The following is a 23,048-nucleotide window of genomic DNA, read 5'->3' as shown; positions in this document are numbered from 1 at the left end:
GCCCCGCTCCGGGCGCGCTAGGCCCCCAGTGCCCGGGACACCGTGAAGATCAGCACGCCGGCCAGCGACCCCACCACCGTGCCATTGATCCGGATGAACTGCAGGTCGCGGCCGATGTGCGCCTCGATCTTCCGGGTGGTGTGCTCCGCGTCCCAGCCGGCCACCGTGTCGGTGATCAGGGACGTGATCTCCTTGCGGTACGTCGTCACGACGTGCACGGCCGCGCCCTCGACCCAGCTGTCGACCTTGTCCTGGACCTTGGGTTCGGTGGCCATCCGGGCGCCCAGGGAGATCAGGGAGGCGCGGACGCGCAGCCGCAGCTCGCTGCGCTCGTCCTCGGCCGCGGAGACGATCATGGACCGTACGGCCGTCCAGGCGGACGCGATCAGGTCCTGCACCTCGCCGCGGCCCAGCACCTCGCCCTTGAGCCGCTCGACGCGGGCCCGGGTGTCGGTGTCGGACTGGAGGTCGTTCGCGAAGTCGGAGAGGAAGCGGTCGAGGGCGCCGCGGGCCGGGTGGGAGGGCATGTCCCGCATCTCGGCGCAGAAGCGCAGCAACTCCTTGTAGACGCGCTCGCCGACCTTGCGGTCCACGAAGCGGGGGGTCCAGCCGGGGGCTCCGCCCTGGACGGCGTCCATCACGGAGTCCGCGTGCAGCACCAGCCAGTCGTGCGCGCGGGTCACGACCAGGTCGACGACCCGCTTGTGGCCGCCGTCCGCGACGACCCGCTCCAGCATCTTGCCGATGCCGGGGGCGATCTCCTGAGCGTCGGCCCGCCGTGTGATGGCTTCGCCGACGACCGCCTGGACGTCGGAGTCCCGCAGCACGGTGAGCGCGCCGCGGAGCGCTGTCGCGAGCTCGGCGGTCACCCGGTCGGCGTTCTTCGGCTCGGCGAGCCAGGCGCCGAGGCGGCTGCCGATGCCGACAGCGCGCAGCCGCTGCCTCACCACGTCCTGGGAGAGGAAGTTCTCCCCCACGAACTCGCCGAGCGAGACGCCGAGCTGGTCCTTCTTGGTCGGGATGATCGCGGTGTGCGGGATGGGGAGGCCGAGGGGGTGGCGGAACAGGGCGGTCACCGCGAACCAGTCGGCGAGCGCGCCGACCATGCCGGCCTCGGCGGCCGCGGCCACGTAGTCCGCCCAGGTGCCGGCGCCGGCGCCGGACGCCCACTTCGCCAGCACGTACACCAGGGCGACCATCAACAGCAGACCGGTCGCCGTGCGCTTCATACGCCGGACGCCGCGTTGGCGCTCCTCGTCGGCGGGTGTGAAGGCGTTCATGGACTTGTAGGAAGGGGCGGCCTGCGCCACCCGCTCTCCCTCCCCGTCCACCGTTTCCGTACGTTCCTCCATCGGCTCCACCCGTTCGCAGCCGGCACCACCCTCACGGTGACCCCGCACCCATTGTCCCTACCTCACCTACTCCCGAAACGAGCGAGGAGTTCCCACGCCCCGCCCACCCCCCGCCGCCTCACCCCACCTCGCCGCGACGGCGATCAGCCACGACGGTGGATCTCGGCGGTGCCGAACCGACCGGTGGGCACCTGCGGGCCGGTGGGGGCTGATCGCGCAGTTCCCCGCGCCCCTTGGTCGGCTGCACCACTGACGCTCACAACGCCCCGCCGCTCTTCCCCACCCCGCCGCATCTCCCCACCCCGCCGCGACGGCGATCAGCCACGACGGTGGATCTCGGCGGTGCCGAACCGGCCGGTGGGCAGCTGCGGGCCGGTGGGGCTGATCGCGCAGTTCCCCGCGCCCCTTGGTTGGCTGCGCCACCGGCGTTCAAAACGCCCCGCCGTTCCCTCAGTGGTCGCCGTGTCTCCGGTGGTCCCGGTTTTCGCGGCGTTCCTCGCGGTGTTCGCGGCGCTGCTGGTGCCACTCGTGGCGGGCCTCGTGGAGTTCGTGGCGGGCTGTCCTGCGGTCGAGGCTCTGCTGGCGGCGTTCCTCCTTGAGCCGCTGGCGTTCCGCCTTCGTCACCTTGTGGGCCACCTCGACGCCGCCCCAGAACGCGAAGCCCGTCACGACCACCCTCGGGGCGCCCGGGTCCGGCGACATGTCGTGCTCGCGTTCGTCGAAGCCGCCCATGATGCCGATGCCGCGCATCACCACCTCGACGCCCGGCGGCACGATCACACTGATCCCGCCCATGATCGCGACGCAGTTGATCACGACCTCGCCGTCCGCGAAGTTCGCCTCGCGCAGGTCGATCTCGCCGCCGCCCCAGAACGCGAAGGAGTTGAAGCGTTTGGGCACCGTCCAGCGGCCCTTGCGCTGGAAACCGGACATCACGGCCACCGCCCAGGAGGACGTGCCCTCGCCGCCGATGATCCGGCCGCCCCAGGTCCCGCTCGTCGCGGGGGGTTTGGTGAGCGACACCGGCGGCTGCACGCCCGCTGCCGGCAGGTCTCTCGTGATCGGCGTCAACTCGCCGTACGTACGGGCCTGGTACGTCGCCTCCAGCCGCTCCTCGAACTCCTCCATGTCGAGGCGCCCCTCCGCGAGGGCGTCCCTGAGGACCTCGGCGACTCGTTCACGATCGGCGTCGGAGGCGCGCAACTCCGGGGCATCGTCGGTCATGGAGGCAGACTACGAGTTCGCGGCGCCCGGGACTATGCGGTGGCGAGGTCCGGTGGGGGTTTGGGGGTGTCCGGGGTGTCCCCCATGGAGAGCAGCATCTTCGCGATCACCGCCTCGATGTCCGGCTCCCGGACCGACAGGTCGGCCAACGGGTACTCCGCCGCGATCCGCGCCACCAGCGGCGCCGCCGACTCCGACGCCGGGAACGCCAGCCACTGCCTCGGCCCCTCCACCCTCACCACCCGCGCCGCCGGGCCCGCGTCGATCGGCGGGAGCTCCCGCTCCAGGTCGACCACGAGGGTGCGCTCGCTCTCCCCCGCCTCGTGCAGGCCGGTGAGCGGACCGTCGTACATCAGCCGCCCGTGGTCGATGACCATCACCCGGGAGCACAGCTGCTCGATGTCCTGGAGGTCGTGGGTGGTGAGCAGGACCGTGGTGCCGCGTTCGGTGTTCAGTTCGCGGAGGAACTCGCGGACCTTGGCCTTCGAGATCACGTCCAGGCCGATCGTCGGTTCGTCGAGGTAGAGGACGTCCGGGTCGTGCAGGAGCGCCGCCACGATGTCGCCGCGCATCCGCTGGCCGAGGGAGAGTTGGCGGACCGGGACGTCCAGGAGGCTTTCCAGGGAGAGGAGTTCGACCAGGCGGTCCAGGTTCTCGGTGTAACGGGCGTCCGGGATGCGGTACATGCGGTGCATCAGGCGGTAGGAGTCGATGAGGGGGAGGTCCCACCAGAGTGTCGTGCGCTGGCCGAACACCACCCCGATACGGTGGGCCAGGCGGGTGCGTTCGCGGGACGGGTCGATGCCGGCCACCCGGAGCCGGCCGCCGCTCGGGGTCAGGATGCCCGTCAGCATCTTGATCGTGGTCGACTTCCCGGCGCCGTTCGGGCCGATGTAGCCGACCATCTCGCCGCGCGCCACCGTGAACGAGAGCGAGTCGACCGCCCGTACCTGCCGCCGTTCCCGTTTCAGGAACCCGGCCTTCTTCCGGACCTCGAAGACCTTCTCCACCCGGTCGACCTCGATGAACACGTCCGACATCAGATCAACTCCCCGTACTCCGATACGCCCTGAGACCCGCCCGCCACGCCAGACCCGCCAGCGCGCAGCACACCAACGCCACCAGCGGCGGCGACCACACCGCCCACGCCGGCAGCCGCAGCGGATACGGCCGCCCCAGCACGTACGCGGCCGGTACCCAGTTCACGAAGGCCAGCGGCAGCATGAACGTCACCCCGCGCACGAAGTCCTTCCCGAACACCGTCGGCGGGTACTGGAGCAGCGTCGTACCGCCGTACGTGAACGCGTTCTGCACCTCCGCCGCGTCCTGCGCCAGGAACTGGAAGGCCGCGCCCGCCACGAACAGCGCGCAGAAGATCGCCGCGCCGGCCGCCAGCGTCAGCGGGACCAGCAGCACCTTCGCCGGCGTCCAGTCGATGCCGACGGAGACCAGCGCCCAGCCCAGCACCATCGCGCCCTGGGTGATCCGGCCCAGGCGGCGCAGCGCGAAGTGGTCCGCGCCTATCTGCGCGAGCACCGGGGCCGGCCGGACCAGCAGCGTGTCGAAGGAGCCGTCGCGGATCCGGGTGCCCAGCACGTCCATCGAGCCCAGCACCAGGTCGGCGACGCCGAACGCGGTCGCCGACAGGCCGTACAGGAAGGCGACCTCGGGCAGCGACCAGCCGCCGAGCGAGTCGACCTGCGAGAACATCAGCAGGATCGTGGCGAAGTCCAGCCCGGTCACCAGCAGGTTCCCGGCCATCGTGAGGGCGAAGGAGGTCCGGTAGATCATCGTCGAACGGATCCACATCGCGGCGATCAGCCGGTACGCCCGCAGCCCGTCCCGGGATCGCTCACCCGCCGCACGCCATCTGTCCGGAACACCGCCGCCCGGCCCGCGCCACCCGTCCGGAACACGCTCACCCACCGCGCCCCGCCCGTCCGGAACACGCTCACCCGCCGCGCCCCACCCGCCCGGAACACGCTCACCCACCCTGCACCACCACCCGCCGCGTCGCCGCCGACTGCAGCAGCCGCCCCGCCGCCAGCAGCGCCACCGCCCACGCCGCCTGGAAGGCGAACGCCCCGGCCACGCCGGTCTCCCCCAGCAGCACGTCCGCCGGCATCTGGAGCTGCGCCGCCCACGGCAGCACGCGGACGACCTCGCCGAAGGCGCCCGGGAAGACGTTCAGCGGCAGGGTCATGCCCGAGAAGAAGATCCCCGTGATCGCCAGGACCTGGCTGACGCCCATGCCGTCCAGCAGCCAGAACGTGCTCAGCGCGAGCAGGTAGCGGATGCCGAAGCTGACGAGCATCGCGAGGAACAGCGCGACCAGGAAGGCGGCCCAGGTGCCGGCGTCCGCGGGCAGCGCCATCGGGAAGAACACCCCGCCGACCAGGAAGGGGATCACGCCCCGCCCCAGCAGCTGGAACAGCGAGCGACCCAAATCGGTCGCCAGCCACCACAGTTGAAGATCGGCCGGACGGTACAGGTCGATCGCGATCGCGCCCGTACGGATACGCTCCATCAGGTCTTTTTCCACGCCCCCGCCGGGGATCGCGAGGGTCGCGAACATGCACTGCCCGAGCCACACATAGGTCACCGCCTGTGCCTGGTCATAGCCTCCGAGGTGCGGTTTCTCGTCCCACAGCGCCAAGTACGTGTAGACGAGGATGATCCCGAAGGCCGTGTTGGTGAACACCCCGGCGGCGGTGGCCGCCCGATACGTCGCGTACCGTCGGAAACCCCCCGCCGCGACGGCCGTGTACAACCGTCCCGCGCCCACGCCAACCGACCTCCCGGACCGCCCGACACCGAAGCGCAGGAGCCTACTGCGCCGACGACATCGCAGGCCACGCAATTTCCGTGACCGAAGCGTGCCGGAATCCGGGAACGGAACGCGCGGTGCGAGAGTCTTCAACAGGGGGCGCAGAAGCGTACGAGGTCGTACGGGAACGAATGTACGACGCGAAACAGGAGTCCGTGCACGACATGAGCGACGAGCCGCAGCCGCAACAGCCGAACCAGGGCGGCGGAGGCCCGACGGAGCCGCCGGCTGCGGCCGAGGAGAAGAAGACCCCGCCGCAGCCGGTGGCCGAGGCGAAGCAGCCGGAGCCGCCCGCGGCGGCCGAGGAGAGGACGACGGAGCCGCCCGCGGCGGCCGAGCAGGCGAGGACGGAGCAGCCACCGGCGGGCGGCAGAGCGGGCGAGAGAACGGACGAGAAGAAGATCGCACCGCCGAAGGCGGCGGCCGAGGACACCCAGACCCGTCAGCTCACGGCGGTCACGGTGCCCAGGGCGCGCCCGCCCGCGGCGGCCGAGACCACCAGGCAGGACACGCAGGGCACACCGGACGCGCAGGACAGGCAAGGCACACAGGACAGGCAAGACAGGCAGGACACGCAGACACGGCAGCTCGCGGCGGTCAGGGTGCCGAAGGCGGCAACGCCTCCGGCACCCACCGCGGTCACCGCCCCACCGGCACCCACCGCGGTCACCGCGGTCCCGGCACCCGGGGCCGAACCGGCCGCGGCCGCCGTGCCGACGAACGGGGGCGAGAAGAAGATGAAGCGGCCCAAGCGGACCGGATGGCGGCGGATCATCCCGACCTGGCGGATGGTGCTCGGCACCTTCGTCATCGGCGTGCTGCTGGTGATCGGCCTGTTCTTCCTCGGCTACTCGATGGTGAAGATCCCGGCGGCCAACGCCTTCGCCACCAAGCAGAGCAACGTCTACCTGTACGCCGACGGCTCCCAACTCGCCCGGGACGGCGAGGTCAACCGGGAGAACGTGGACCTCTCCCAGGTCTCCGCGGACGCCCAGCACGCCGTACTCGCCGCCGAGGACCGCGACTTCTACACCGAGTCCGCCGTCGACCCCAAGGCCATGCTGCGCGCCGCCTGGAACACCGCGACCGGCAAGGGCACCCAGTCCGGCTCGACGATCACCCAGCAGTACGTGAAGAACTACTACCTCGCACAGGAGCAGACCGTCACCCGCAAGGTGAAGGAGTTCTTCATCTCGATCAAGCTGGACCGCAGCGAGTCCAAGTCCCAGATCCTCGAGGGCTACCTCAACACCAGCTACTTCGGCCGCAACGCCTACGGCATCCAGGCCGCCGCCCAGGCCTACTACGGCATGGACGCCACCAACCTCGACCCGGCCCGCGCCGCCTACCTCGCCGCGCTCGTCAACGCGCCGAGCGAGTACGACGTCGTCGCCCACCCCGAGAACAAGGCCGCGGCCGTCGCCCGCTGGAACTACGTCCTCGACGGCATGGTCAAGAAGGGCTGGCTCAGCGAGTCCAAGCGGGCCGGCATGAAGTTCCCGATGCCCAAGGAGCAGACCGTCTCCACCGGGATGTCCGGGCAGCGCGGCTACATCGTCAACGCGGTCAACGACTACCTGATCAAGAACAAGATCGTCGACTCGGACGCCCTGGAGGCCGGCGGCTACCGCATCACGACCACCCTGCAGAAGTCCAAGCAGAACGCCTTCGTGAAAGCTGTCGACGACAAGCTGATCTCCCAGCTGGACAAGAAGAACAACAAGGTCGACAACTACGTGCGGGCCGGCGGCGCCTCCGTCGACCCGAAGACCGGCGAGGTCGTCGCCATGTACGGCGGCATCGACTACGTGAAGCAGTACACCAACGGCGCGACCCGCGGCGACTTCCAGGTGGGCTCCACCTTCAAGCCCTTCGTCTTCGCCTCCGCCGTCGACAACGGCTCCACCACCCAGTCCGGCCAGACCATCACCCCGAACACCTACTACGACGGCACCAACAAGCGCGCCGTCCAGGGCTGGTCCGGCGGCGCCTACGCGCCGGAGAACGAGGACGAGAGGTCGTACGGCCAGATCACCGTCCGCAAGGCCACCGACCTCTCCGTGAACTCGGTGTACGCGCAGATGGCCGTCGACGTCGGCCCGTCCAAGGTCAAGCAGACCGCCGTCGACCTGGGCATCCCCGCCGACACCAAGGACCTCCAGCCCTACCCGTCCATCGCCCTCGGCACCGCGACCGCCAGCGTCCTGGACATGGCCGAGGCGTACGCCACGCTCGCCAACCACGGCAAGCACGGCACGTACACGATGGTCGACAAGATCACCAAGGACGGAACGCAGGAGATCAAGCTGCCGAAGTCGACGACCAAGCAGGCCGTCAGCCGGCAGGCCGCCGACACCACCACCTCCATCCTGCAGAGCGTGGTCGACAACGGCACCGCCACCGCCGCCCAGGCCGCGGGCCGTACGGCGGCCGGCAAGACCGGCACCGCCGAGGAGGACACCGCGGCCTGGTTCGCGGGCTACACCCCGGACCTCGCCACCGTCGTCTCCGTGATGGGGCAGGACCCGGTCACCGCCGCCCACAAGTCGCTGTACGGCGCGCTCGGCCTCGCCCGCATCAACGGCGGCGGAGCCCCGACCGAGATCTGGGCGCAGTACACCAAGGCAGCCCTGAAGGGCACCACGGCCTCCGACTTCGACCTGGAGCTCCAGGCGGGCGCCGAGACCGTGGCCCCGGGCACCCAGGCCCCGGCCACCCCGGGCACCGGCGGCCAGGACAACGGCGGCACCACCGACCAGGGCCAGGACAACGGCGGCACGGACGGCGGCGCCGACAACGGCGGCACGGACGGCACCACCACCGACGGCTCCACGACGGACGGCTCCACCACAGACGGGTCGACCACGTCCGGTACGACGACCTCGGGCACCGACTCGGGCACGACGACCTCGGGAACGGACTCCGGCACCTCGACCGGAACCACCACCGGGACCACGACCGACGGCACCAGTACCGGTACGACGACCTCGGGCACCGACACCGGCACCAGTACCGGCACCACAGCGGGCGACGGAGGCGGGTTCGGGTTCATCCAATGACCGCCGGTCACTGACCGGCGGTCACTGACCGCTGGTCGCCTTGAGCCCCACCACGGCGACCAGCAGCAGGGACACGAAGAAGATCCGGGCGGCGGTGGCCGGCTCCCCGAGCACCGCCATCCCGAACACCGCCGCCCCGGCCGCCCCGATCCCCACCCACACGCCGTAGGCGGTACCGATGGGAAGCGTCCGCGCCGCGTACGACAGCAGGCGACGACAAGCAGAACCCAGGCCATGACGGCACCACCGAGAAGCTTCGCTGACGTATCTCCGGCAGCGGGGGGTGCGTCGTCTTTGCCTTCACGGTCCCGGTACGGCGCGTCTCGTCGGGCTGACCCCTTCGAACATGGCAAAGAAATAGCAAAGGGGCCTGGTGACCGCAGTCACCAGGCCCCTTCCGTCCTCTGAATCACAGATACAGGCCGGTCGAGTCCTCCGAGCCCTCGAACCGGTCGGCGGCCACCGCGTGCAGATCGCGCTCCCGCATCAGCACGTACGCCACCCCCCGCACCTCGACCTCGGCACGGTCCTCCGGGTCGTACAGCACCCGGTCGCCGGGCTCCACCGTCCGCACGTTCTGCCCGACCGCGACCACCTCGGCCCAGGCCAGCCGGCGCCCGACCGCCGCCGTGGCGGGAATCAGGATGCCCCCGCCCGACCGCCGCTCACCCTCACCGGTGTCCTGCTTGACCAGGACCCGGTCGTGCAGCATCCGGATCGGCAGCTTGTCGTGCCGGCTGCTCTGCTCGTCTCTCTTGGCGCTCACGCCCTTGAACCTACCCGCCTCTGATCAGCTCTTGCGCCGCCGGGTACCGCTGAAGACCAGCAGCCCGACCACGCCCACGGCGACGAGGGCGACCGGCACCACCCGCTCCAGCCGCGGCGCACCCTCTTCATCCACGAACTGGGCCTTCACCTCACTCACGACCCGGTTGACCTGGACGTAGGCCTTCCCGAGCGTGTGATCGACGTTGGCCGCGACCTTGGCCTTCGCATCGCCGACGATGGTCTTCGGGTGCACCCGCACCCCGATCTCGTCCAGCGTCTCGGCCAGCACCTCGCGGCGGCGCTTGATGTCCGCCTCGATCTGCGCCGGGGATCTGGTGTCCGACGTCTCCGCCACCGTAGGCCCTCCGAAGTCTGCCGTACTGCCTGTTCTGGACAGTCTGTCAGTTCTCGCCACCGCTGCCATGCCAGGACCCCCCGTTACGCTAGACCGATGAGCGAGCGACTCCAGCCCGGGGACGTAGCCCCCGACTTCACCCTCCCCGACGCCGACGGCAACGAGGTGTCCCTCTCCGCCCACAAGGGCCGCAAGGTCATCGTCTACTTCTACCCGGCGGCCCTCACCCCCGGCTGCACGAAGCAGGCCTGCGACTTCACGGACAACCTCTCCCTCCTCGCCGACGCCGGCTACGACGTCCTCGGCATCTCCCCCGACGCCCCGGAGAAACTCGGCAAGTTCCGCGAGAAGGAGAACCTCAGGGTCACCCTCCTCGCCGACCCCGACAAGAAGGTCCTGGACGCCTACGGCGCCTACGGCGAGAAGATGAACTACGGCAAGACCTACCTGGGCGTCATCCGCTCCACGGTCATCGTGGACGAGGAGGGCAAGGTGGAACGAGCCCTGTACAACGTCCGCGCCACCGGCCACGTAGCCAAGATCATCAAGGACCTGGGCATCTGAGGCCCTCCTGATCCACCGACCCGCCGACACTGACGGCTCACACCGGGGCGACCTGGCGTGAGCCGTTTCCTCTTTCCGGCTTCCGTGCGTGACTGTCCGATAACCGGTTCGTTACTCCGTACGGGCTGCGAACGCGCGGCCGGAACGGAGGGGGCTCGATGGGGGCCAGTGCGTACACCAAGGAGCGGCTGGAGGCGGCGGCTCGGGGGGCGCGGACGCTGTCGGAGGCGTTGGGGAGGCTGGGGGTGGATCCGGCGAGTTCGACGCGGCGGTATGTGCTCGGACGAATGAAGAAGCTGGGGGTGGATGTCTCGCACTTCGAGCGGGAGGGGGTGAAGTGGACGCGGGAGGTGTTGGAGGGCGCGGTGGCGGCTTCGACGAACACGTGCGAGGTGCTGCGCCGACTCGGGCTGGAAGTGGTGGGCGGGCATCACACGCACATCAGCCGGAGGATCAGGGCCTACGGGATCGACACGTCGCATTTCCAGGTGCCGACGCGGCAGGGCAAGCCGCGACGGCCACGCACCCCCGAAGGGTTGCTCGTCGAGCAGTCGAAGGACCTTGCCCGGCGCATTCCGAGCGACCGGCTCAGGTGGGCGATGACGGCGATGGGCGTGCCGGAGCTCTGCGCCCAGTGCGGCACGGAGGCGGTCTGGCGAGGACGCCCGCTCCCACTGGAGGTCGACCACATCGATGGCAACTGGCGCGACAACCGGATCGAAAACCTACGCCTGCTCTGCCCGAACTGCCATTCCACGACGGACAACTACCGAGGGCGGGGCAAAGGCCGCGGGCAAGATGGTGCCGCATGAGCAAAGGCGTGCAGTACACCCGTGAGCGACTGGCAGAGGCAGCCCGACTGTGCACCGGCATCAACGAGGTGATCGCCTACTTCGGCAACGAGCCCTATAACAAACTCGACCGCTACCTCCGCAAGCGCTTCGCCCACTTCGGGATCGACATCTCACACTTCCACGATTCCGGTGGACAGCGACGGCCCGGGTCCGAAGAGTTGCGCAAGGCCGTGGCCGAGTCGGTTTCCATCGCAGGGACGCTGCGCCTGCTGCGGCGGCCGGACACCGGTACACAGCGTGCGCTGCTGCGGCAGTGGATCACCGAAGAGGGACTGTCGACCGCGCATTTCCTGGGGCAGGCGCACCAACGGGGAAAGGCTCGGCCAGACAAGGCCAGGCGTCCGGAGGACATCCTGGTCAAGCACGACGGCACGCGCCGCACCAGGACCGTGCTGTTGCGTCGGGCGCTTCGGGACGTCGGGGTCCCCGAGGCGTGTACCGAATGCGGAGTGGGTTCCGAGTGGCTCGGGAGGACCATGACCCTGGAGGTCGATCACATCAACGGGGACTGGAGCGACGACCGACAGCAGAACCTGCGATTGCTGTGCCCGAACTGCCATGCGATCACGGGCACCTGGTGCCGAGGAGGCGCACGCCGAAAGACGTAGCCCCGTACACTGGGCCAAGCAAAACGGCAGCTCCAGAGGATGTCCGTTTTGGGGCGGTCGTGGCGAAATAGGCGATACGCGCGGGTTTTAGGTGCCCGTGGGAGAAATCCCGTGTGGGTTCGAGTCCCACCGACCGCACATACGAGGGGCCACCTTCATAGGCGGCCCCTCTTCCGTTCTCAGCCCAACAGCTCCCGCACCACCGGCACCAACGCCCGGAACGCCTTCCCCCGGTGACTGATCGCGTTCTTCTCCTCGGGGGTCAGCTCCGCGCAGGTCCGTACCTCGCCCTCCGGCTGGAGGATCGGGTCGTAGCCGAAGCCGTTCGTGCCCGTCGGCGCATGCCGGAGGACACCCCGCAGTTGGCCTTCGACCACCCTCTCCGTGCCGTCCGGCAACGCCAGGGCCGCCGCGCAGGCGAAGTGGGCGCCCCGGTGCTCCTCGGCGATGTCCGAGAGCTGGGCGAGCAGCAGGTCCAGGTTGGCCCTGTCGTCGCCGTGGCTGCCGGCCCAGCGGGCGGAGAAGATGCCGGGGGCGCCGCCCAGGACGTCTACGCAGAGGCCGGAGTCGTCGGCTACGGCCGGGAGGCCGGTGGCCTGGGCGAGGGCGTGGGCCTTGAGGAGGGCGTTCTCGGCGAAGGTGACGCCGGTTTCCTTGACGTCGGGGATGTCGGGGTACTCCTCCGCGCCGACCAGGTCGTGGGGCAGGCCCGCCTCGGCGAGGATGGCGCGGAGTTCGGTGATCTTTCCGGCGTTGCGGGTGGCGAGAATCAGGCGCGTCATGGGGACCAGTATCCCGGCCGCCCGCTGAGCCCCGGGCTAGGGCTGGCAGACCTTGGTCAGTTCGCCGGCCGCGTCGGTGACCCCGCTGATGTCGGGTGTGTTGTCGCCGTTCTGGACGGCCGTCTGGACCTTGATCAGGGCCTCGCGCATGTCCTGGGTGGCCTTGTCGAGGTCGGCGTTGTCCGTCCTGCTGTCGATCTTGTCGAGGTTGTCCCCGATGGCCGTGATCGCCGAGTCGATCCGGGTCGGGTCGTTCGACGCGTTCTCCACGGCCTGCTGGAGGCTGGTGACGCTGTCGGCGATGGAGTCGGCGGTCTGGACGCAGTCCAGGGCCTTGTTCACGCTGTCGCAGCCGGTGAGCAGGGCGGTGGTGAGTGCGGTGGTCGCGGCTACGGCGGCGATGGCGGTGACGCGACGGCGTCCTCGGCGTCGGCTGGCGGCCATAGTGGTGTTCCCTCCCCGTTGTAAGACTGGCCGGGCGCACGGTTGTACGTGCCGTGCGCCCGTATTGATAGGGACGCGGGGTGGGCTGCTCGGGTTGCCCTCTCGTACCTCGGGTTTTTCCTTTTCCTTTACTTCTTGAGGGCCTCTGCGAGCGCGGCCTGCTGGATCGCGGCCAGGTCGGTGCAGCCGGCGACGGCGAGGTCGAGGAGGGCGTTGAGTTCGTCGCGGGCGAAGGGTTCGGCCTCGGCGGTGCCCTGGACCTCGACGAAGCGGCCGTCGCCGGTGCAGACGACGTTCATGTCGGTCTCGGCCTTGACGTCCTCCTCGTAGCAGAGGTCGAGGAGGGGGACCGCGCCGACGATGCCGACGGAGACGGCCGAGACGGTGCCGGTGAGGGGCTGGCGGCCGGCCTTGACGAGCTTGCGCTCCTTCGCCCAGGTGACGGCGTCGGCCAACGCCACGTACGCGCCGGTGATCGCCGCCGTGCGGGTGCCGCCGTCCGCCTGCAACACATCGCAGTCCAGGACGATCGTGTTCTCGCCGAGGGCCTTGTAGTCGATGACGGCGCGGAGGGAGCGGCCGATGAGGCGGGAGATCTCGTGGGTGCGGCCGCCGATCTTGCCCTTGACGGACTCGCGGTCGCCGCGGGTGTTGGTGGCGCGGGGGAGCATGCTGTACTCCGCGGTGACCCAGCCCTCGCCGCTGCCCTTGCGCCAGCGGGGGACGCCTTCGGTGACGGAGGCGGTGCAGAAGACCTTGGTGTCGCCGAAGGAGACGAGGACGGAGCCCTCGGCGTGCTTGCTCCAGCCGCGTTCGATGGTGACCGGGCGGAGTTGTTCGGGGGTGCGGCCGTCGATTCGAGACATGGCGACGAGCCTATCCGGAGCGTGAGCATGGGAAGGGGCCGCTCCCCAGGAGGGGAGGGGCCCCTTCGGGGCGAGCGGTGTCGCTCACATCATGTCTTCGATCTCCGCGGCGATCGGGTCGGCGTCGGTGCCGATGACGACCTGGATGGCGGTGCCCATCTTGACGACGCCGTGGGCGCCGGCGGCCTTGAGTGCGGCGTCGTCGACCAGCGAGGCGTCGTGGACCTCGGTGCGCAGCCGGGTGATGCAGCCTTCGATCTCGTCGATGTTCTCGATTCCGCCGAGGCCGGCGACGATCTTCTCAGCCTTGCTGGCCATGTTCCTTCTCCCTGATCCGAACCGCTTTGTCGCAGTAACCCACAGTTGGCCCATCTTTGCGAGCGGCCGTACCGCGGGTGCCGAATGATGGCGAGCACCGCGGCGGAACCGTCGTCGACTGGTCTACACCAGCTGGTGGGCGGTCGACAAACCCCCCGCGGCGACCCGCGGTGCAGCCGAGCGGCCCGGAGGACGCGCCCATGAGTGCCGAGAGCGCCGACAGTACGGCACGTCCCGCGCGGGAGCGGTGGCACGTGCTGTTCCAGGGGCTGCAGAAGATGGGGCGCAGTCTTCAGCTGCCGATCGCGGTGTTGCCGGCCGCGGGGATCCTCAACCGGCTGGGCCAGCCTGACGTGTTCGGCGAGCAGGGGCTGGGCTGGACGGCGGTCTCCAAGGTGATGAAGGGGGCGGGCGGGGCGCTGCTGGACGGTTCGGTCGGGTTGCCGCTGCTGTTCTGTGTCGGGGTCGCGATCGGCATGGCGAAGAAGGCGGACGGTTCGACGGCGCTGGCGGCGGTGGCGGGCTTTCTCGTCTATTACGGGGTGCTGCATCAGTTCCCGGAGGACTGCCCCGGCGGTTCGAGGACGCTGCCGGGGATCGGGTGTCAGGTGCGGGACGGGTCGGTGTCGACGTTCACGTTCCAGAATCCGGGGGTGTTCGGGGGGATCGCGCTGGGGCTGCTGACCGCGTTCTTCTGGGCTCGGTACCACCGGACGCGGCTGGTGGACTGGCTGGGGTTCTTCAACGGGCGGCGGCTGGTCCCGATCATCATGTCGTTCGTGGCCATCGTGTTCGCCGCGTTGTGTCTGTGGGTCTGGCCGCCGGTCGGCGGGGGTCTGGAGAGCTTCAGTCACTGGCTGCGGGACGCGGGGGCGTGGGGTGCGGGGGTGTTCGGGGTCGCGAACCGGGCGTTGCTGGTGGTCGGGCTGCACCAGTTCCTGAACGTGCCCATCTGGTTCCAGTTCGGCAGTTACACCACGCCCGACGGGCAGACGGTGCACGGTGACATCAACATGTTCCTGGCGGGTGATCCGGACGCGGGTCAGTTCACGTCGGGGTTCTTCCCGATCATGATGTTCGCGCTGCCGGCCGCCGCGCTGGCCATGACGCACTGCGCGAAGCCGCACCGGCGCAAGGAGATCGGCGGTCTGATGCTGTCGGTGGCGCTGACGTCGTTCGTGACCGGCATCACCGAGCCGCTGGAGTACTCGTTCCTCTTCATCGCGCCGCTGCTGTACGTGGTGCACGCGGTGCTGACGGGGGTGTCGATGGCGGTGACGTGGGGGCTGGGGGTGCACGACGGGTTCAGTTTCTCGGCGGGGCTGATCGACTACGTCATCAACTGGAAGCTGGCGACGCGGCCTTGGGCGATCATCCCGATCGGTCTGTGCTTCGCGGCGGTCTATTACGTGATCTTCCGGTTCGCCATCACGCGGTTCGACCTGAAGACGCCGGGCAGGGAACCGGAGGACGAAGTGGAGGACGTCACCAAGGCTTAAGCAGCCTGTCGCCCTATGGCGTACAGCGCGTAGCGCTCCGGTTGCGGAATTGACGGGTTCCTTATATCGCCCCCATCGTGTACAACAGGTCTACACCACTGAGTGGTGTAGACCACCACCGATGGAGGAAGTATGACAACCGCCACCGCGACGGCGGCCCCCACAAAGAAGTGGGGATCCGGTCTTTTCCAGGGCCTGCAGAAGGTCGGCCGTAGCCTCCAGCTCCCGATCGCCGTGCTGCCTGCGGCGGGTCTGCTGCTCCGCTTCGGTCAGCAGGACATCCACGACAAGCTGCACCTGCCCGACAAGGTCACCTCGGTCTTCGCCACGGCGGGCGGCGCGATCTTCGACAACCTCCCGATGCTCTTCTGTATCGGCGTCGCGATCGGCTTCGCCAAGAAGGCGGACGGCTCCACGGCGCTGGCCGCCCTGGTCGGCTTCCTGGTCTACAAGAACGTGCTCACCGCGTTCCCCGTCACCGACGCGCAGATCCTGAAGGGCGCGGACATCCCCGCGACCTACAACAACCCCGGTGTGCTCGGCGGCCTGGTGATGGGTCTGCTCGGCGCGGTGGTCTGGCAGCGGTTCCATCGGACCAAGCTGGTGGACTGGCTCGGCTTCTTCAACGGCCGCCGGCTCGTCCCGATCATCATGGCCTTCGTCGGCACGGTCATGGGCGTCTTCTTCGGTCTGGTCTGGAAGCCGATCGGCGAGGGCATCTCCAACTTCGGTGAGTGGATCACGGGCCTGGGTGCCCTCGGTGCCGGTCTGTTCGGTCTGATCAACCGCGCGCTGATCCCGGTCGGCATGCACCAGTTCGTGAACACCGTCTCCTGGTTCCAGATCGGCGACTACAAGACGGCGTCCGGCACGATCGTCCACGGCGACCTGACCCGCTTCTTCGCCGGTGACCCGACCGCCGGTCAGTTCATGTCCGGCTTCTTCCCCATCATGATGTTCGGCCTCCCGGCCGCCGCCCTGGCCATCGCGCACACCGCCCGCCCGGAGCGGCGCGCGGCCGTGATGGGCATGATGCTGTCGATGGCGCTGACCTCCTTCGTGACCGGTGTGACCGAGCCGATCGAGTTCACCTTCATGTTCATCGCGCCGCTGCTGTACGTGATCCACGCGGTGCTCACCGCCCTGTCCATGGCGATCACCTGGGCGCTCGGGGTGCATGCGGGCTTCACCTTCTCCGCGGGTGTCATCGACTACATACTCAACTGGAACCTGGCGACCAAGCCCTGGCTGATCATCCCGATCGGCCTGGTGTTCGGAGCGATCTACTACTTCGTCTTCCGCTTCGCCATCGTCCGCTTCAACCTCCCCACCCCGGGCCGCGAGCCCGAGGAGGAGATCGAGGACCTCACGAAGGCGTGAGTCCCTCCCGGCAGCGCACATGACGAAGGCCCCCGCGGCGGCGGGGGCCTTCTTCGCGTCGTACGGCCCTGAACGCCGTACACGTGTCAGATCTCGTACGTCACCCTCGGCGCCGCGAGATCGACCGGGCCGTCGAAGACCTCGCGGGCGTCGGCGAGGTTGACGGCGGGGTCGGTCCACGGCGGGATGTGGGTGAGGACCAGGCGGCGGGCGCCGGCCCGGGCCGCGGTCTCGCCGGCCTCGCGGCCGTTGAGGTGCAGGTCCGGGATGTTCTCCTTGCCGTGCGTGAAGGCGGCCTCGCACAGGAACAGGTCGGTGTCCCGGGCCAGGTCCTCCAGCGCCTCGGTGACCCCGGTGTCGCCGGAGTACGTCAGGGACTTCCCGGCGTGCTCGACGCGGATGCCGTACGCCTCCACGGGGTGCCGGACCCGCTCGGTGTGGACCGTGAAGGGGCCGACGTCGAACGTGGACGGCTTCACCGTGTGGAAGTCGAAGACCTCGCTCATCGAGGAGGCGGTCGGGGTGTCGGCGTAGGCCGTGGTCAGGCGGTGCTCGGTGCCCTCGGGGCCGTAGACCGGGAGCGGGGGGCACGGTCCGCCGTCGTGGCGGTAGTAGCGCGCCACGAAGTAGGCGCACATGTCGATGCAGTGGTCGGCGTGCAGATGGCTCAGGAAGATCGCGTCGAGGTCGTAGAGACCGCAGTGGCGCTGCAGCTCGCCCAGGGCGCCGTTGCCCATGTCGAGGAGCAGCCGGAAGCCGTCGGCCTCTACGAGGTAGCTCGAACAGGCCGATTCCGCGGACGGGAACGACCCCGAGCAGCCGACGACGGTGAGCTTCATGAAGCAGAAACCTCCGTTGGCGGAAACCCAGATGCGCTGGGAACTGGAGTCGGGAAAAAGGGCATGACGGGGGTCGTGCGGTTTGTCGAGCGTAAGGCGCAAAAGAGCCGGTCGCTCCTCCGCCAGGGGCCGTTGTGGGCGAACTCACCTGTGGTGTCACCGGTTCGGCTGGACCGGGGGCGCATGAGGATCGCGTAAGGGCGCGCGTCGTTTATCTCGCGCCGGTAACGTCGTCGTATGGACACGTCATGGTGGCTCGCGCTCGCGGCAGTCGTCCTGCTGGCGTTGGTCGCCACGCTCGTGGACGGCTGGGGCAGGGGCCACCGGCCGCGCGGGCACCGCACCCGCCCGCCGGGGCATCCGCGTGGCACGCGCGGGCAGCTCGGACGGCCCCATCCGGGGGACATCTGGTGGGCCAACGTGCCCTACGAGGACGGTCCCGGCACCAAGGACCGGCCCTGTCTGGTGCTGGCCGTGCGCGGCGACCGGGCGACCATCGCGAAGATCACCAGCAAGTACCACGACGAGCGCGCCGGGGTGATCCCGCTGCCGCCCGGCTCGGTCGGGGACGCCCAGGGCCGGCCGAGTTTCCTGGAGACGGACGAGCTGCGGGAGATCGCGGTGTGGGAGTTCCGGCGCCGGGTGGGCGTGGTCGACCCGGTGCTGTGGGACCAGGTGCGGCACCTGGCCGGCTGAGGTTCAGCTCACCCGTACGGTGACCTGCCACTCCTGGATGCCCTTGCAGGAGACTCCGCCGGGCGCGGTGGGCTCGGCGCACAGCGGGCGGGTGGCGGAGAGGGTGACGGTCCCGGCGGCCGTCGCCTGGTAGGCGGATCCGGCGTCGCCGCCGCGGAGCATGATCCCGTAGTTGATCTCCTTCAGGGCGCCCGTGTCCCCGGCCGCGGTGATCTTCTTCCAGGGGCGCTGCTCGGTCCCGTCCAGGGTGATCCGGAGGGTGCCGTCCTGGGCCAGGCAGAAGGTACGGCCGCTGTCGGCGGTGGTGAGCTCGGAGGTCACGGGCGTGCAGCCGGCGGAGGACCCACTGGTGGAGGGGGTGGGTGTCGAGGTCGCACTCGGGGTCGGGGTCGGTTTCGGGGACACCGCGCCGCTGCCCTTGTCGCCGCCTCCGCCCTGGGAGCCGCAGCCCGCCAGCAGGAGCAGGCTCGCCGCGGCGAGAGACGCGCGGTGGAACGTCGTACGGCGCATGGGGTGTCCGCCTTTCCGTCGGGGAACGGACCCTTGCTGCCGATATGACGTATCCGCCCCTCGTACGGATCCCGCACCCGGACGGCTTCCGGGCGCGGGATCCGGTCAGTGCACGGGAGGGGTCAGCCGGTCGTGACGGCGGTGTCGTCGACGACGAAGCTGGTCTGGAGCGAGGAGTCCTCGACACCGCTGAACTTCAGGGTGACGGTCGAGCCCGCGTAGGACCCGAGGCTGAAGGACTTCTGCACGTATCCGGAGGCCGCGTTGAGGTTGGAGTACGTGGCCAGGGTGGTCGAACCGGCGGTGACCGTCAGCTTGTCGTACTGGGTGCTGGTGGTGGTCTCCGCCGTGTCGATGTGCAGGTAGAAGGTGAACGTGGTGGCGGTGCAGCCGGACGGGATCGTCACCGACTGGGAGAGCGTGTCGGTGTGGGTCGATCCGTAGCCGTCGAGCCACGCCTTGTAGGAGCCCGCGTGGGCGGCCTCGCTGCTGGAGTTGGTGATGACACCGCTGCTCGCGGTCCAGGTGGTGTTGCCCGACTCGAAGCCGGGGTTGCCGAGCAGCTGGGACGAGGTGCAGGTGCCGCCGCCGCTGGTGCTGACGGTCCAGGTGAAGGAGGCCGAGCCGGAGGCGCCGGTGGAGTCGGTCGCGGTGACGGTGGCGCTGTAGGTGCCCGCGGTGGACGCCGTACCGGAGATCAGGCCGGTGGAGCTGGAGATGGACAGGCCGGTGGGCAGGCCGGAGGCGCTGTAGGTGAGGGTCGCGCCCGCGCTGTCGGAGGCCGAGATCTGCAGGCTGACCGAGGAGCCGGTCGCGGTGGACTGGCTGCCCGGGTTGGTGACGGTCACCGTGTTGCCGGTGCTGGTGCCGGAGGCGAAGGCGGTGGTGCCGTTCGGGGTGCCCCAGCCGGTCGGGCCGTCGTAGCCGGTGCCGGCGGTGCAGAAGTACGAGGTGGAGCAGGAGCCGTTGTTGCCGCTGGTGACGTCGTACAGGTTGCTGGTGTGCGAGTAGGGGTACTTCGCCGGGTAGTCACTCGAACCCGGGGTGCCCGCGAGGGCGTACACACCGGCGATGATCGGCGAGGAGGCACTCGTACCGCCGTAGACCGCCCAGCCGGAGCCGCCGTAGGTGTCGTAGACCGCCACGCCGGTGGCCGGGTCGGCGACCGCGGAGACGTCGGACTCCATGCGCTTGGTGCAGCCGGTGTCGGTCTGCCAGCTCGGCTTCGCGTCGTAGGCGGAGCAGCCGGAGCCGGTGCCCTCGGAGGAGCTGGTCTTCCAGACGGACTCGGTCCAGCCGCGGGTGGAGGAGGAGGTGGAGAGCGCGGTGCCGCCGACGGCGGTCACGTACTGGGAGGTCGCCGGGTACTCGGCGCCGTAGTCCTCGTCACCGGCGGAGACGGTGATGGCGACACCCGGGTGCTTGAAGTACGAGGTGTCCTCGCTGGTCTGGGAGGAGGACTCGGAGCCGCCCCAGCTGTTGGAGACGAACTTGGCGCCGAGCGCGACGGCCTCGTTCTCGGCGGTGCCGAGGTCGGAGTCGGTCGCGGAGTTGGCCTCGACGAGGATGATGTTGCAGTTCGGGCAGACGGCGCTGACCATGTCGATGTCGAGCGCTTCCTCGCCGGCCCAGCCGGAGTCGTTCGTCGGCAGCGAGGTCGTCGAACCGGTCTGGCTGACCTGCTTGAAGCAGCCGTTGGCGACGGTGCACGCGGACAGGCCGTACGTGGAGCGGTAGGTGGCCAGGTCCGAGGCGGCGTTCGGGTCGTTGTAGGCGTCGACCACGGCGACCGTCAGGCCGGAGCCGCCGGTCGAGGGCAGGTTGTAGGCGCTGTGCAGGTTGGTCGGGCTCAGGCCGGAGGGGGCGGCGGCGAGCGCGGCGGACAGCTGCTGCTTGATGTCGGTGCGGCGCTGCGCGAAGCAGTTGACCTCACCGGGCTTGGAGACGGTGGCGCACAGGTGCTTGGTGGGCACCTTCTGCCCGGCCTTGCCGGTGCTGTGCACGGCCTGCCGGGCGGGGTCGGTGAGGGCCTTGGAGTTCTGGGCGGCCCGGGTGGTCTGGGCGGTGGCCTTGGGGGCGATGGTCTGTGCCGATGCCTGTGCCTGTGCGGTCGGTGCCGCGACGAAACCGGAGACGGCGAGGGCGAGGGCGGGGAACGCGAAGGCCAGAAGTCTTCGCAGGCTCCGTCGTGATTCACGCATGGGGGTACTGCCTCCATCGGTGGGGTTACAAGGCAGGCCCGTGACGCGCGTAGCGGCGGCAGAGTGCGGCGTCATGAGCATGACACTTCGAACACCCTGGTATGCCGATGAGCGTGGCATGACAGGACGGTGAGGAACCTAGCCGGGTTCTCCGGGGACCGGTTCCCCCGGACGAAGATCTTTGCCGCGTCATAGGCAGCGCTTAGCCCCCTCATAGGAGGGGGTTGGCGCGTGCATGATGAGCGCTATGCCCAGAGCTGACCCTGCAGGGTCTCGATGGCTTCCTCGGTCGTGGCGGCGGTGTACACGCCGGTCGACAGGTATTTCCAGCCGCCGTCGGCGACGACGAACACGATGTCCGCGCTCTCGCCGGCCTGGACGGCCTTCTTCCCGACGCCGATCGCGGCGTGCAGCGCGGCGCCGGTGGAGATGCCCGCGAAGATGCCCTCCTGCTGGAGGAGGTCCCGGGTCCGGGTCACCGCGTCCGCGGAGCCGACGGAGTAGCGGGTGGTGAGCACGGAGGCGTCGTACAGCTCGGGCACGAAGCCCTCGTCGAGGTTCCTGAGCCCGTACACCAGGTCGTCGTACCGGGGTTCGGCGGCGACGATCTTCACGTCCGGCTTGTGCTCCCTCAAATACCGCCCGACACCCATCAGCGTGCCGGTGGTCCCCAGCCCCGCCACGAAGTGCGTCACGGACGGCAGGTCGGCGAGGATCTCCGGACCGGTGGTCGCGTAGTGCGCACCCGCGTTGTCCGGGTTGCCGTACTGGTAGAGCATCACCCAGTCCGGGTGCTCGGCGGACAGCTCCTTCGCCACCCGCACCGCGGTGTTGGAACCACCCGCGGCCGGGCTGGAGATGATCTCCGCGCCCCACATCCCCAGCAGGTCCCGGCGCTCCTGCGAGGTGTTCTCGGGCATCACGCAGACCATGCGGTAGCCCTTGAGCTTGGCGGCCATCGCCAGCGAGATGCCGGTGTTGCCCGACGTCGGCTCCAGGATGGTGCAGCCCGGGGTGAGCCGGCCGTCCTTCTCCGCCTGCTCGATCATGTGCAGGGCGGGGCGGTCCTTGACCGAGCCGGTCGGGTTGCGGTCCTCCAGCTTGGCCCAGATCCGGACGTCGGCGGACGGCGAGAGCCGCGGCAGGCACACCAGGGGGGTGTTGCCGACCGCGGCCAACGGGGAGTCGTAGCGCATGGAGATCTCAGGCCATGCCGCCGGCGACGGCCGGCAGGATCGTCACGGTGTCGCCGTCGGTGAGCTTGGTGTTGATGCCGTCGACGAAACGGACGTCCTCGTCGTTCAGGTACACGTTCACGAAGCGGCGCAGCTTGCCGTCGTCCACGATGCGGGCGTGGATGCCGGCGTGCCGGGTCTCGAGGTCGTTGAAGAGGTCGGCGATGGTGTCACCACTGCCCTCCACCGCCTTCTGACCGTCGGTGTACTGGCGGAGGATGGTCGGGATGCGGACCTCGATGGCCATGGTTGCGGGCTCCTGTCGGGAAGTCTGGGTGGTTGGGCGCGCACAGCAGCACACCGCGGCTCATGGCCGTACGGCGGCAGGGAAACGTCAACAGATGGCGCTGTTCAGCCTGCACAGATCGACGTGCAGCCGCGCCACGAGCAGGGTGCCCCGCGCCTTGTCGCCCACGTCGTTCAGAACCATGGGGTCATCGTATCGATTCCCGGTGCCGGTTCCGGAGTGTGATTCCACATGCCGGACACTTTTTGACCGAGGTCTGAGATGACCGACCTAGGGGCGCGGGGAACTGCGCGATCGGCCCCCACCGGCCCGCAGGTGCCCACCGGCCGGTCCGGCACCGCCGAGATCCGCCGTCGTGGCTGAGCGCCGTCGCGGCGGAGAAGTCTTGGTGCGCGGCGGAGAGGAGAGAGGCAGGCCTCG

General features: G+C 69.5%; 24 protein-coding genes, 1 tRNA gene, 1 pseudogene and 1 riboswitch. Of the genes and pseudogenes, 8 read left to right on the top strand and 18 right to left on the bottom strand.

Features of this window, described 5'->3' with window-relative positions:
- Window positions 1-17: 17 nt before the first annotated feature.
- From ACFWPQ_RS07465 to ACFWPQ_RS07445, 5 genes are all read right to left on the bottom strand, one after another.
- Window positions 18-1,280 (bottom strand): DUF445 domain-containing protein, encoded by a 1,263-nt coding sequence (locus tag ACFWPQ_RS07465; protein ID WP_384031369.1) that lies wholly within the window; start codon window positions 1,278-1,280, stop codon window positions 18-20.
- 522 nt (window positions 1,281-1,802) lie between these two features.
- Window positions 1,803-2,576 (bottom strand): DUF1707 domain-containing protein, encoded by a 774-nt coding sequence (locus ACFWPQ_RS07460; RefSeq protein ID WP_384030901.1) that lies wholly within the window; start codon window positions 2,574-2,576, stop codon window positions 1,803-1,805.
- 32 nt (window positions 2,577-2,608) lie between these two features.
- Window positions 2,609-3,616 (bottom strand): ATP-binding cassette domain-containing protein, encoded by a 1,008-nt coding sequence (locus ACFWPQ_RS07455; protein WP_384030899.1) that lies wholly within the window; start codon window positions 3,614-3,616, stop codon window positions 2,609-2,611.
- 4 nt (window positions 3,617-3,620) lie between these two features.
- A complete protein-coding gene (locus tag ACFWPQ_RS07450) occupies window positions 3,621-4,385 on the bottom strand; it encodes an ABC transporter permease (RefSeq protein ID WP_384031367.1) in 765 nt (254 codons plus the stop codon).
- Between the two features lie 175 nt (window positions 4,386-4,560).
- Complete coding sequence (locus ACFWPQ_RS07445) at window positions 4,561-5,361, bottom strand: ABC transporter permease (protein ID WP_384030897.1); 801 nt, start codon at window positions 5,359-5,361, stop codon at window positions 4,561-4,563.
- Window positions 5,362-6,140: 779 nt separating this feature from the next.
- Between ACFWPQ_RS07445 and ACFWPQ_RS07440 the strand changes: the two genes are divergently transcribed.
- Window positions 6,141-8,462: a transglycosylase domain-containing protein gene (locus ACFWPQ_RS07440; RefSeq protein WP_384031365.1), complete on the top strand. Its 2,322-nt coding sequence runs from the start codon at window positions 6,141-6,143 to the stop codon at window positions 8,460-8,462.
- Window positions 8,463-8,483: 21 nt separating this feature from the next.
- Here ACFWPQ_RS07440 and ACFWPQ_RS07435 read toward each other — a convergent pair.
- The 3 genes and pseudogenes from ACFWPQ_RS07435 to ACFWPQ_RS07425 form a co-directional block, all read right to left on the bottom strand.
- Window positions 8,484-8,696 (bottom strand): annotated as a pseudogene (locus ACFWPQ_RS07435) (DMT family transporter); the annotation flags it as partial.
- A 48-nt stretch (window positions 8,697-8,744) separates the two neighbouring features.
- A riboswitch (guanidine-III (ykkC-III) riboswitch) is annotated at window positions 8,745-8,813 on the bottom strand.
- A gap of 58 nt (window positions 8,814-8,871) precedes the next feature.
- On the bottom strand, window positions 8,872-9,228 hold the full coding sequence (locus ACFWPQ_RS07430) for a co-chaperone GroES (protein ID WP_189261159.1): 357 nt from the start codon (window positions 9,226-9,228) through the stop codon (window positions 8,872-8,874).
- A 24-nt stretch (window positions 9,229-9,252) separates the two neighbouring features.
- Window positions 9,253-9,585 carry a DUF3618 domain-containing protein gene (locus ACFWPQ_RS07425; RefSeq protein WP_384030895.1) on the bottom strand — a complete coding sequence of 111 codons (333 nt, stop codon included), beginning with the start codon at window positions 9,583-9,585 and terminating at the stop codon, window positions 9,253-9,255.
- Between the two features lie 96 nt (window positions 9,586-9,681).
- On the opposite strand from ACFWPQ_RS07425, the gene bcp reads away from it, so the two are divergent.
- The 4 genes from bcp to ACFWPQ_RS07405 all read left to right on the top strand — a co-directional run bounded on the left by bcp (window position 9,682) and on the right by ACFWPQ_RS07405 (window position 11,749).
- Window positions 9,682-10,149: a thioredoxin-dependent thiol peroxidase gene (gene bcp, locus ACFWPQ_RS07420; protein ID WP_384030893.1), complete on the top strand. Its 468-nt coding sequence runs from the start codon at window positions 9,682-9,684 to the stop codon at window positions 10,147-10,149.
- A gap of 158 nt (window positions 10,150-10,307) precedes the next feature.
- Window positions 10,308-10,961, top strand: coding sequence for an HNH endonuclease signature motif containing protein (locus ACFWPQ_RS07415; RefSeq protein WP_384030892.1), 654 nt, complete (start codon window positions 10,308-10,310; stop codon window positions 10,959-10,961).
- A complete protein-coding gene (locus ACFWPQ_RS07410) occupies window positions 10,958-11,611 on the top strand; it encodes an HNH endonuclease (RefSeq protein ID WP_384030890.1) in 654 nt (217 codons plus the stop codon). Before ACFWPQ_RS07415 ends, ACFWPQ_RS07410 begins: the two co-directional genes overlap by 4 nt.
- Window positions 11,612-11,664: 53 nt before the next feature.
- Window positions 11,665-11,749, top strand: a tRNA-Leu gene (locus ACFWPQ_RS07405).
- A 41-nt stretch (window positions 11,750-11,790) separates the two neighbouring features.
- Here the strand turns inward: ACFWPQ_RS07405 and rdgB are convergent.
- The 4 genes from rdgB to ACFWPQ_RS07385 all read right to left on the bottom strand — a co-directional run bounded on the left by rdgB (window position 11,791) and on the right by ACFWPQ_RS07385 (window position 14,021).
- Window positions 11,791-12,393 carry an RdgB/HAM1 family non-canonical purine NTP pyrophosphatase gene (gene rdgB / locus ACFWPQ_RS07400; protein WP_384030888.1) on the bottom strand — a complete coding sequence of 201 codons (603 nt, stop codon included), beginning with the start codon at window positions 12,391-12,393 and terminating at the stop codon, window positions 11,791-11,793.
- Between the two features lie 36 nt (window positions 12,394-12,429).
- Window positions 12,430-12,837, bottom strand: a complete 408-nt coding sequence (locus ACFWPQ_RS07395) for a hypothetical protein (RefSeq protein ID WP_384030886.1) — start codon at window positions 12,835-12,837, stop codon at window positions 12,430-12,432.
- A gap of 128 nt (window positions 12,838-12,965) precedes the next feature.
- Window positions 12,966-13,703, bottom strand: a complete 738-nt coding sequence (rph, locus tag ACFWPQ_RS07390) for a ribonuclease PH (RefSeq protein ID WP_384030884.1) — start codon at window positions 13,701-13,703, stop codon at window positions 12,966-12,968.
- Between the two features lie 84 nt (window positions 13,704-13,787).
- A complete protein-coding gene (locus ACFWPQ_RS07385) occupies window positions 13,788-14,021 on the bottom strand; it encodes a glucose PTS transporter subunit EIIB (protein ID WP_089106674.1) in 234 nt (77 codons plus the stop codon).
- A 200-nt stretch (window positions 14,022-14,221) separates the two neighbouring features.
- Here ACFWPQ_RS07385 and ACFWPQ_RS07380 point away from each other — a divergent pair, with 200 nt between their 5' ends.
- Together ACFWPQ_RS07380 and ACFWPQ_RS07375 are read left to right on the top strand one after the other, a co-directional pair.
- Window positions 14,222-15,520 carry a PTS transporter subunit EIIC gene (locus ACFWPQ_RS07380; protein ID WP_384030882.1) on the top strand — a complete coding sequence of 433 codons (1,299 nt, stop codon included), beginning with the start codon at window positions 14,222-14,224 and terminating at the stop codon, window positions 15,518-15,520.
- Between the two features lie 132 nt (window positions 15,521-15,652).
- Entirely contained in the window at window positions 15,653-16,900 is a 1,248-nt protein-coding gene (locus tag ACFWPQ_RS07375) for a PTS transporter subunit EIIC (RefSeq protein WP_384030880.1), read from the top strand.
- 86 nt (window positions 16,901-16,986) lie between these two features.
- Here ACFWPQ_RS07375 and ACFWPQ_RS07370 read toward each other — a convergent pair whose 3' ends face one another.
- Window positions 16,987-17,739, bottom strand: a complete 753-nt coding sequence (locus ACFWPQ_RS07370) for an MBL fold metallo-hydrolase (RefSeq protein ID WP_361288296.1) — start codon at window positions 17,737-17,739, stop codon at window positions 16,987-16,989.
- Window positions 17,740-17,976: 237 nt separating this feature from the next.
- On the opposite strand from ACFWPQ_RS07370, the gene ACFWPQ_RS07365 reads away from it, so the two are divergent.
- A complete protein-coding gene (locus tag ACFWPQ_RS07365; RefSeq protein WP_384030878.1) occupies window positions 17,977-18,435 on the top strand; it encodes a type II toxin-antitoxin system PemK/MazF family toxin in 459 nt (152 codons plus the stop codon).
- Window positions 18,436-18,438: 3 nt separating this feature from the next.
- Here ACFWPQ_RS07365 and ACFWPQ_RS07360 read toward each other — a convergent pair whose 3' ends face one another.
- The 5 genes from ACFWPQ_RS07360 to ACFWPQ_RS07340 form a co-directional block, all read right to left on the bottom strand.
- Window positions 18,439-18,945, bottom strand: coding sequence for a hypothetical protein (locus tag ACFWPQ_RS07360; protein WP_384030876.1), 507 nt, complete (start codon window positions 18,943-18,945; stop codon window positions 18,439-18,441).
- Between the two features lie 122 nt (window positions 18,946-19,067).
- Window positions 19,068-21,146 (bottom strand): putative Ig domain-containing protein, encoded by a 2,079-nt coding sequence (locus ACFWPQ_RS07355; RefSeq protein WP_384030874.1) that lies wholly within the window; start codon window positions 21,144-21,146, stop codon window positions 19,068-19,070.
- A 245-nt stretch (window positions 21,147-21,391) separates the two neighbouring features.
- A complete protein-coding gene (locus ACFWPQ_RS07350; RefSeq protein WP_384030872.1) occupies window positions 21,392-22,342 on the bottom strand; it encodes a PLP-dependent cysteine synthase family protein in 951 nt (316 codons plus the stop codon).
- A gap of 7 nt (window positions 22,343-22,349) precedes the next feature.
- Window positions 22,350-22,628, bottom strand: coding sequence for a MoaD/ThiS family protein (locus ACFWPQ_RS07345; protein WP_089106666.1), 279 nt, complete (start codon window positions 22,626-22,628; stop codon window positions 22,350-22,352).
- A gap of 87 nt (window positions 22,629-22,715) precedes the next feature.
- A complete protein-coding gene (locus tag ACFWPQ_RS07340; RefSeq protein ID WP_350784557.1) occupies window positions 22,716-22,811 on the bottom strand; it encodes a putative leader peptide in 96 nt (31 codons plus the stop codon).
- Window positions 22,812-23,048: the final 237 nt, after the last annotated feature.

Origin of the sequence: Streptomyces sp. NPDC058464 (assembly GCF_042721035.1) — a bacterium.
GTDB lineage: Bacteria > Actinomycetota > Actinomycetes > Streptomycetales > Streptomycetaceae > Streptomyces.
This window is presented reverse-complemented; position numbering and strand designations above follow the sequence as displayed.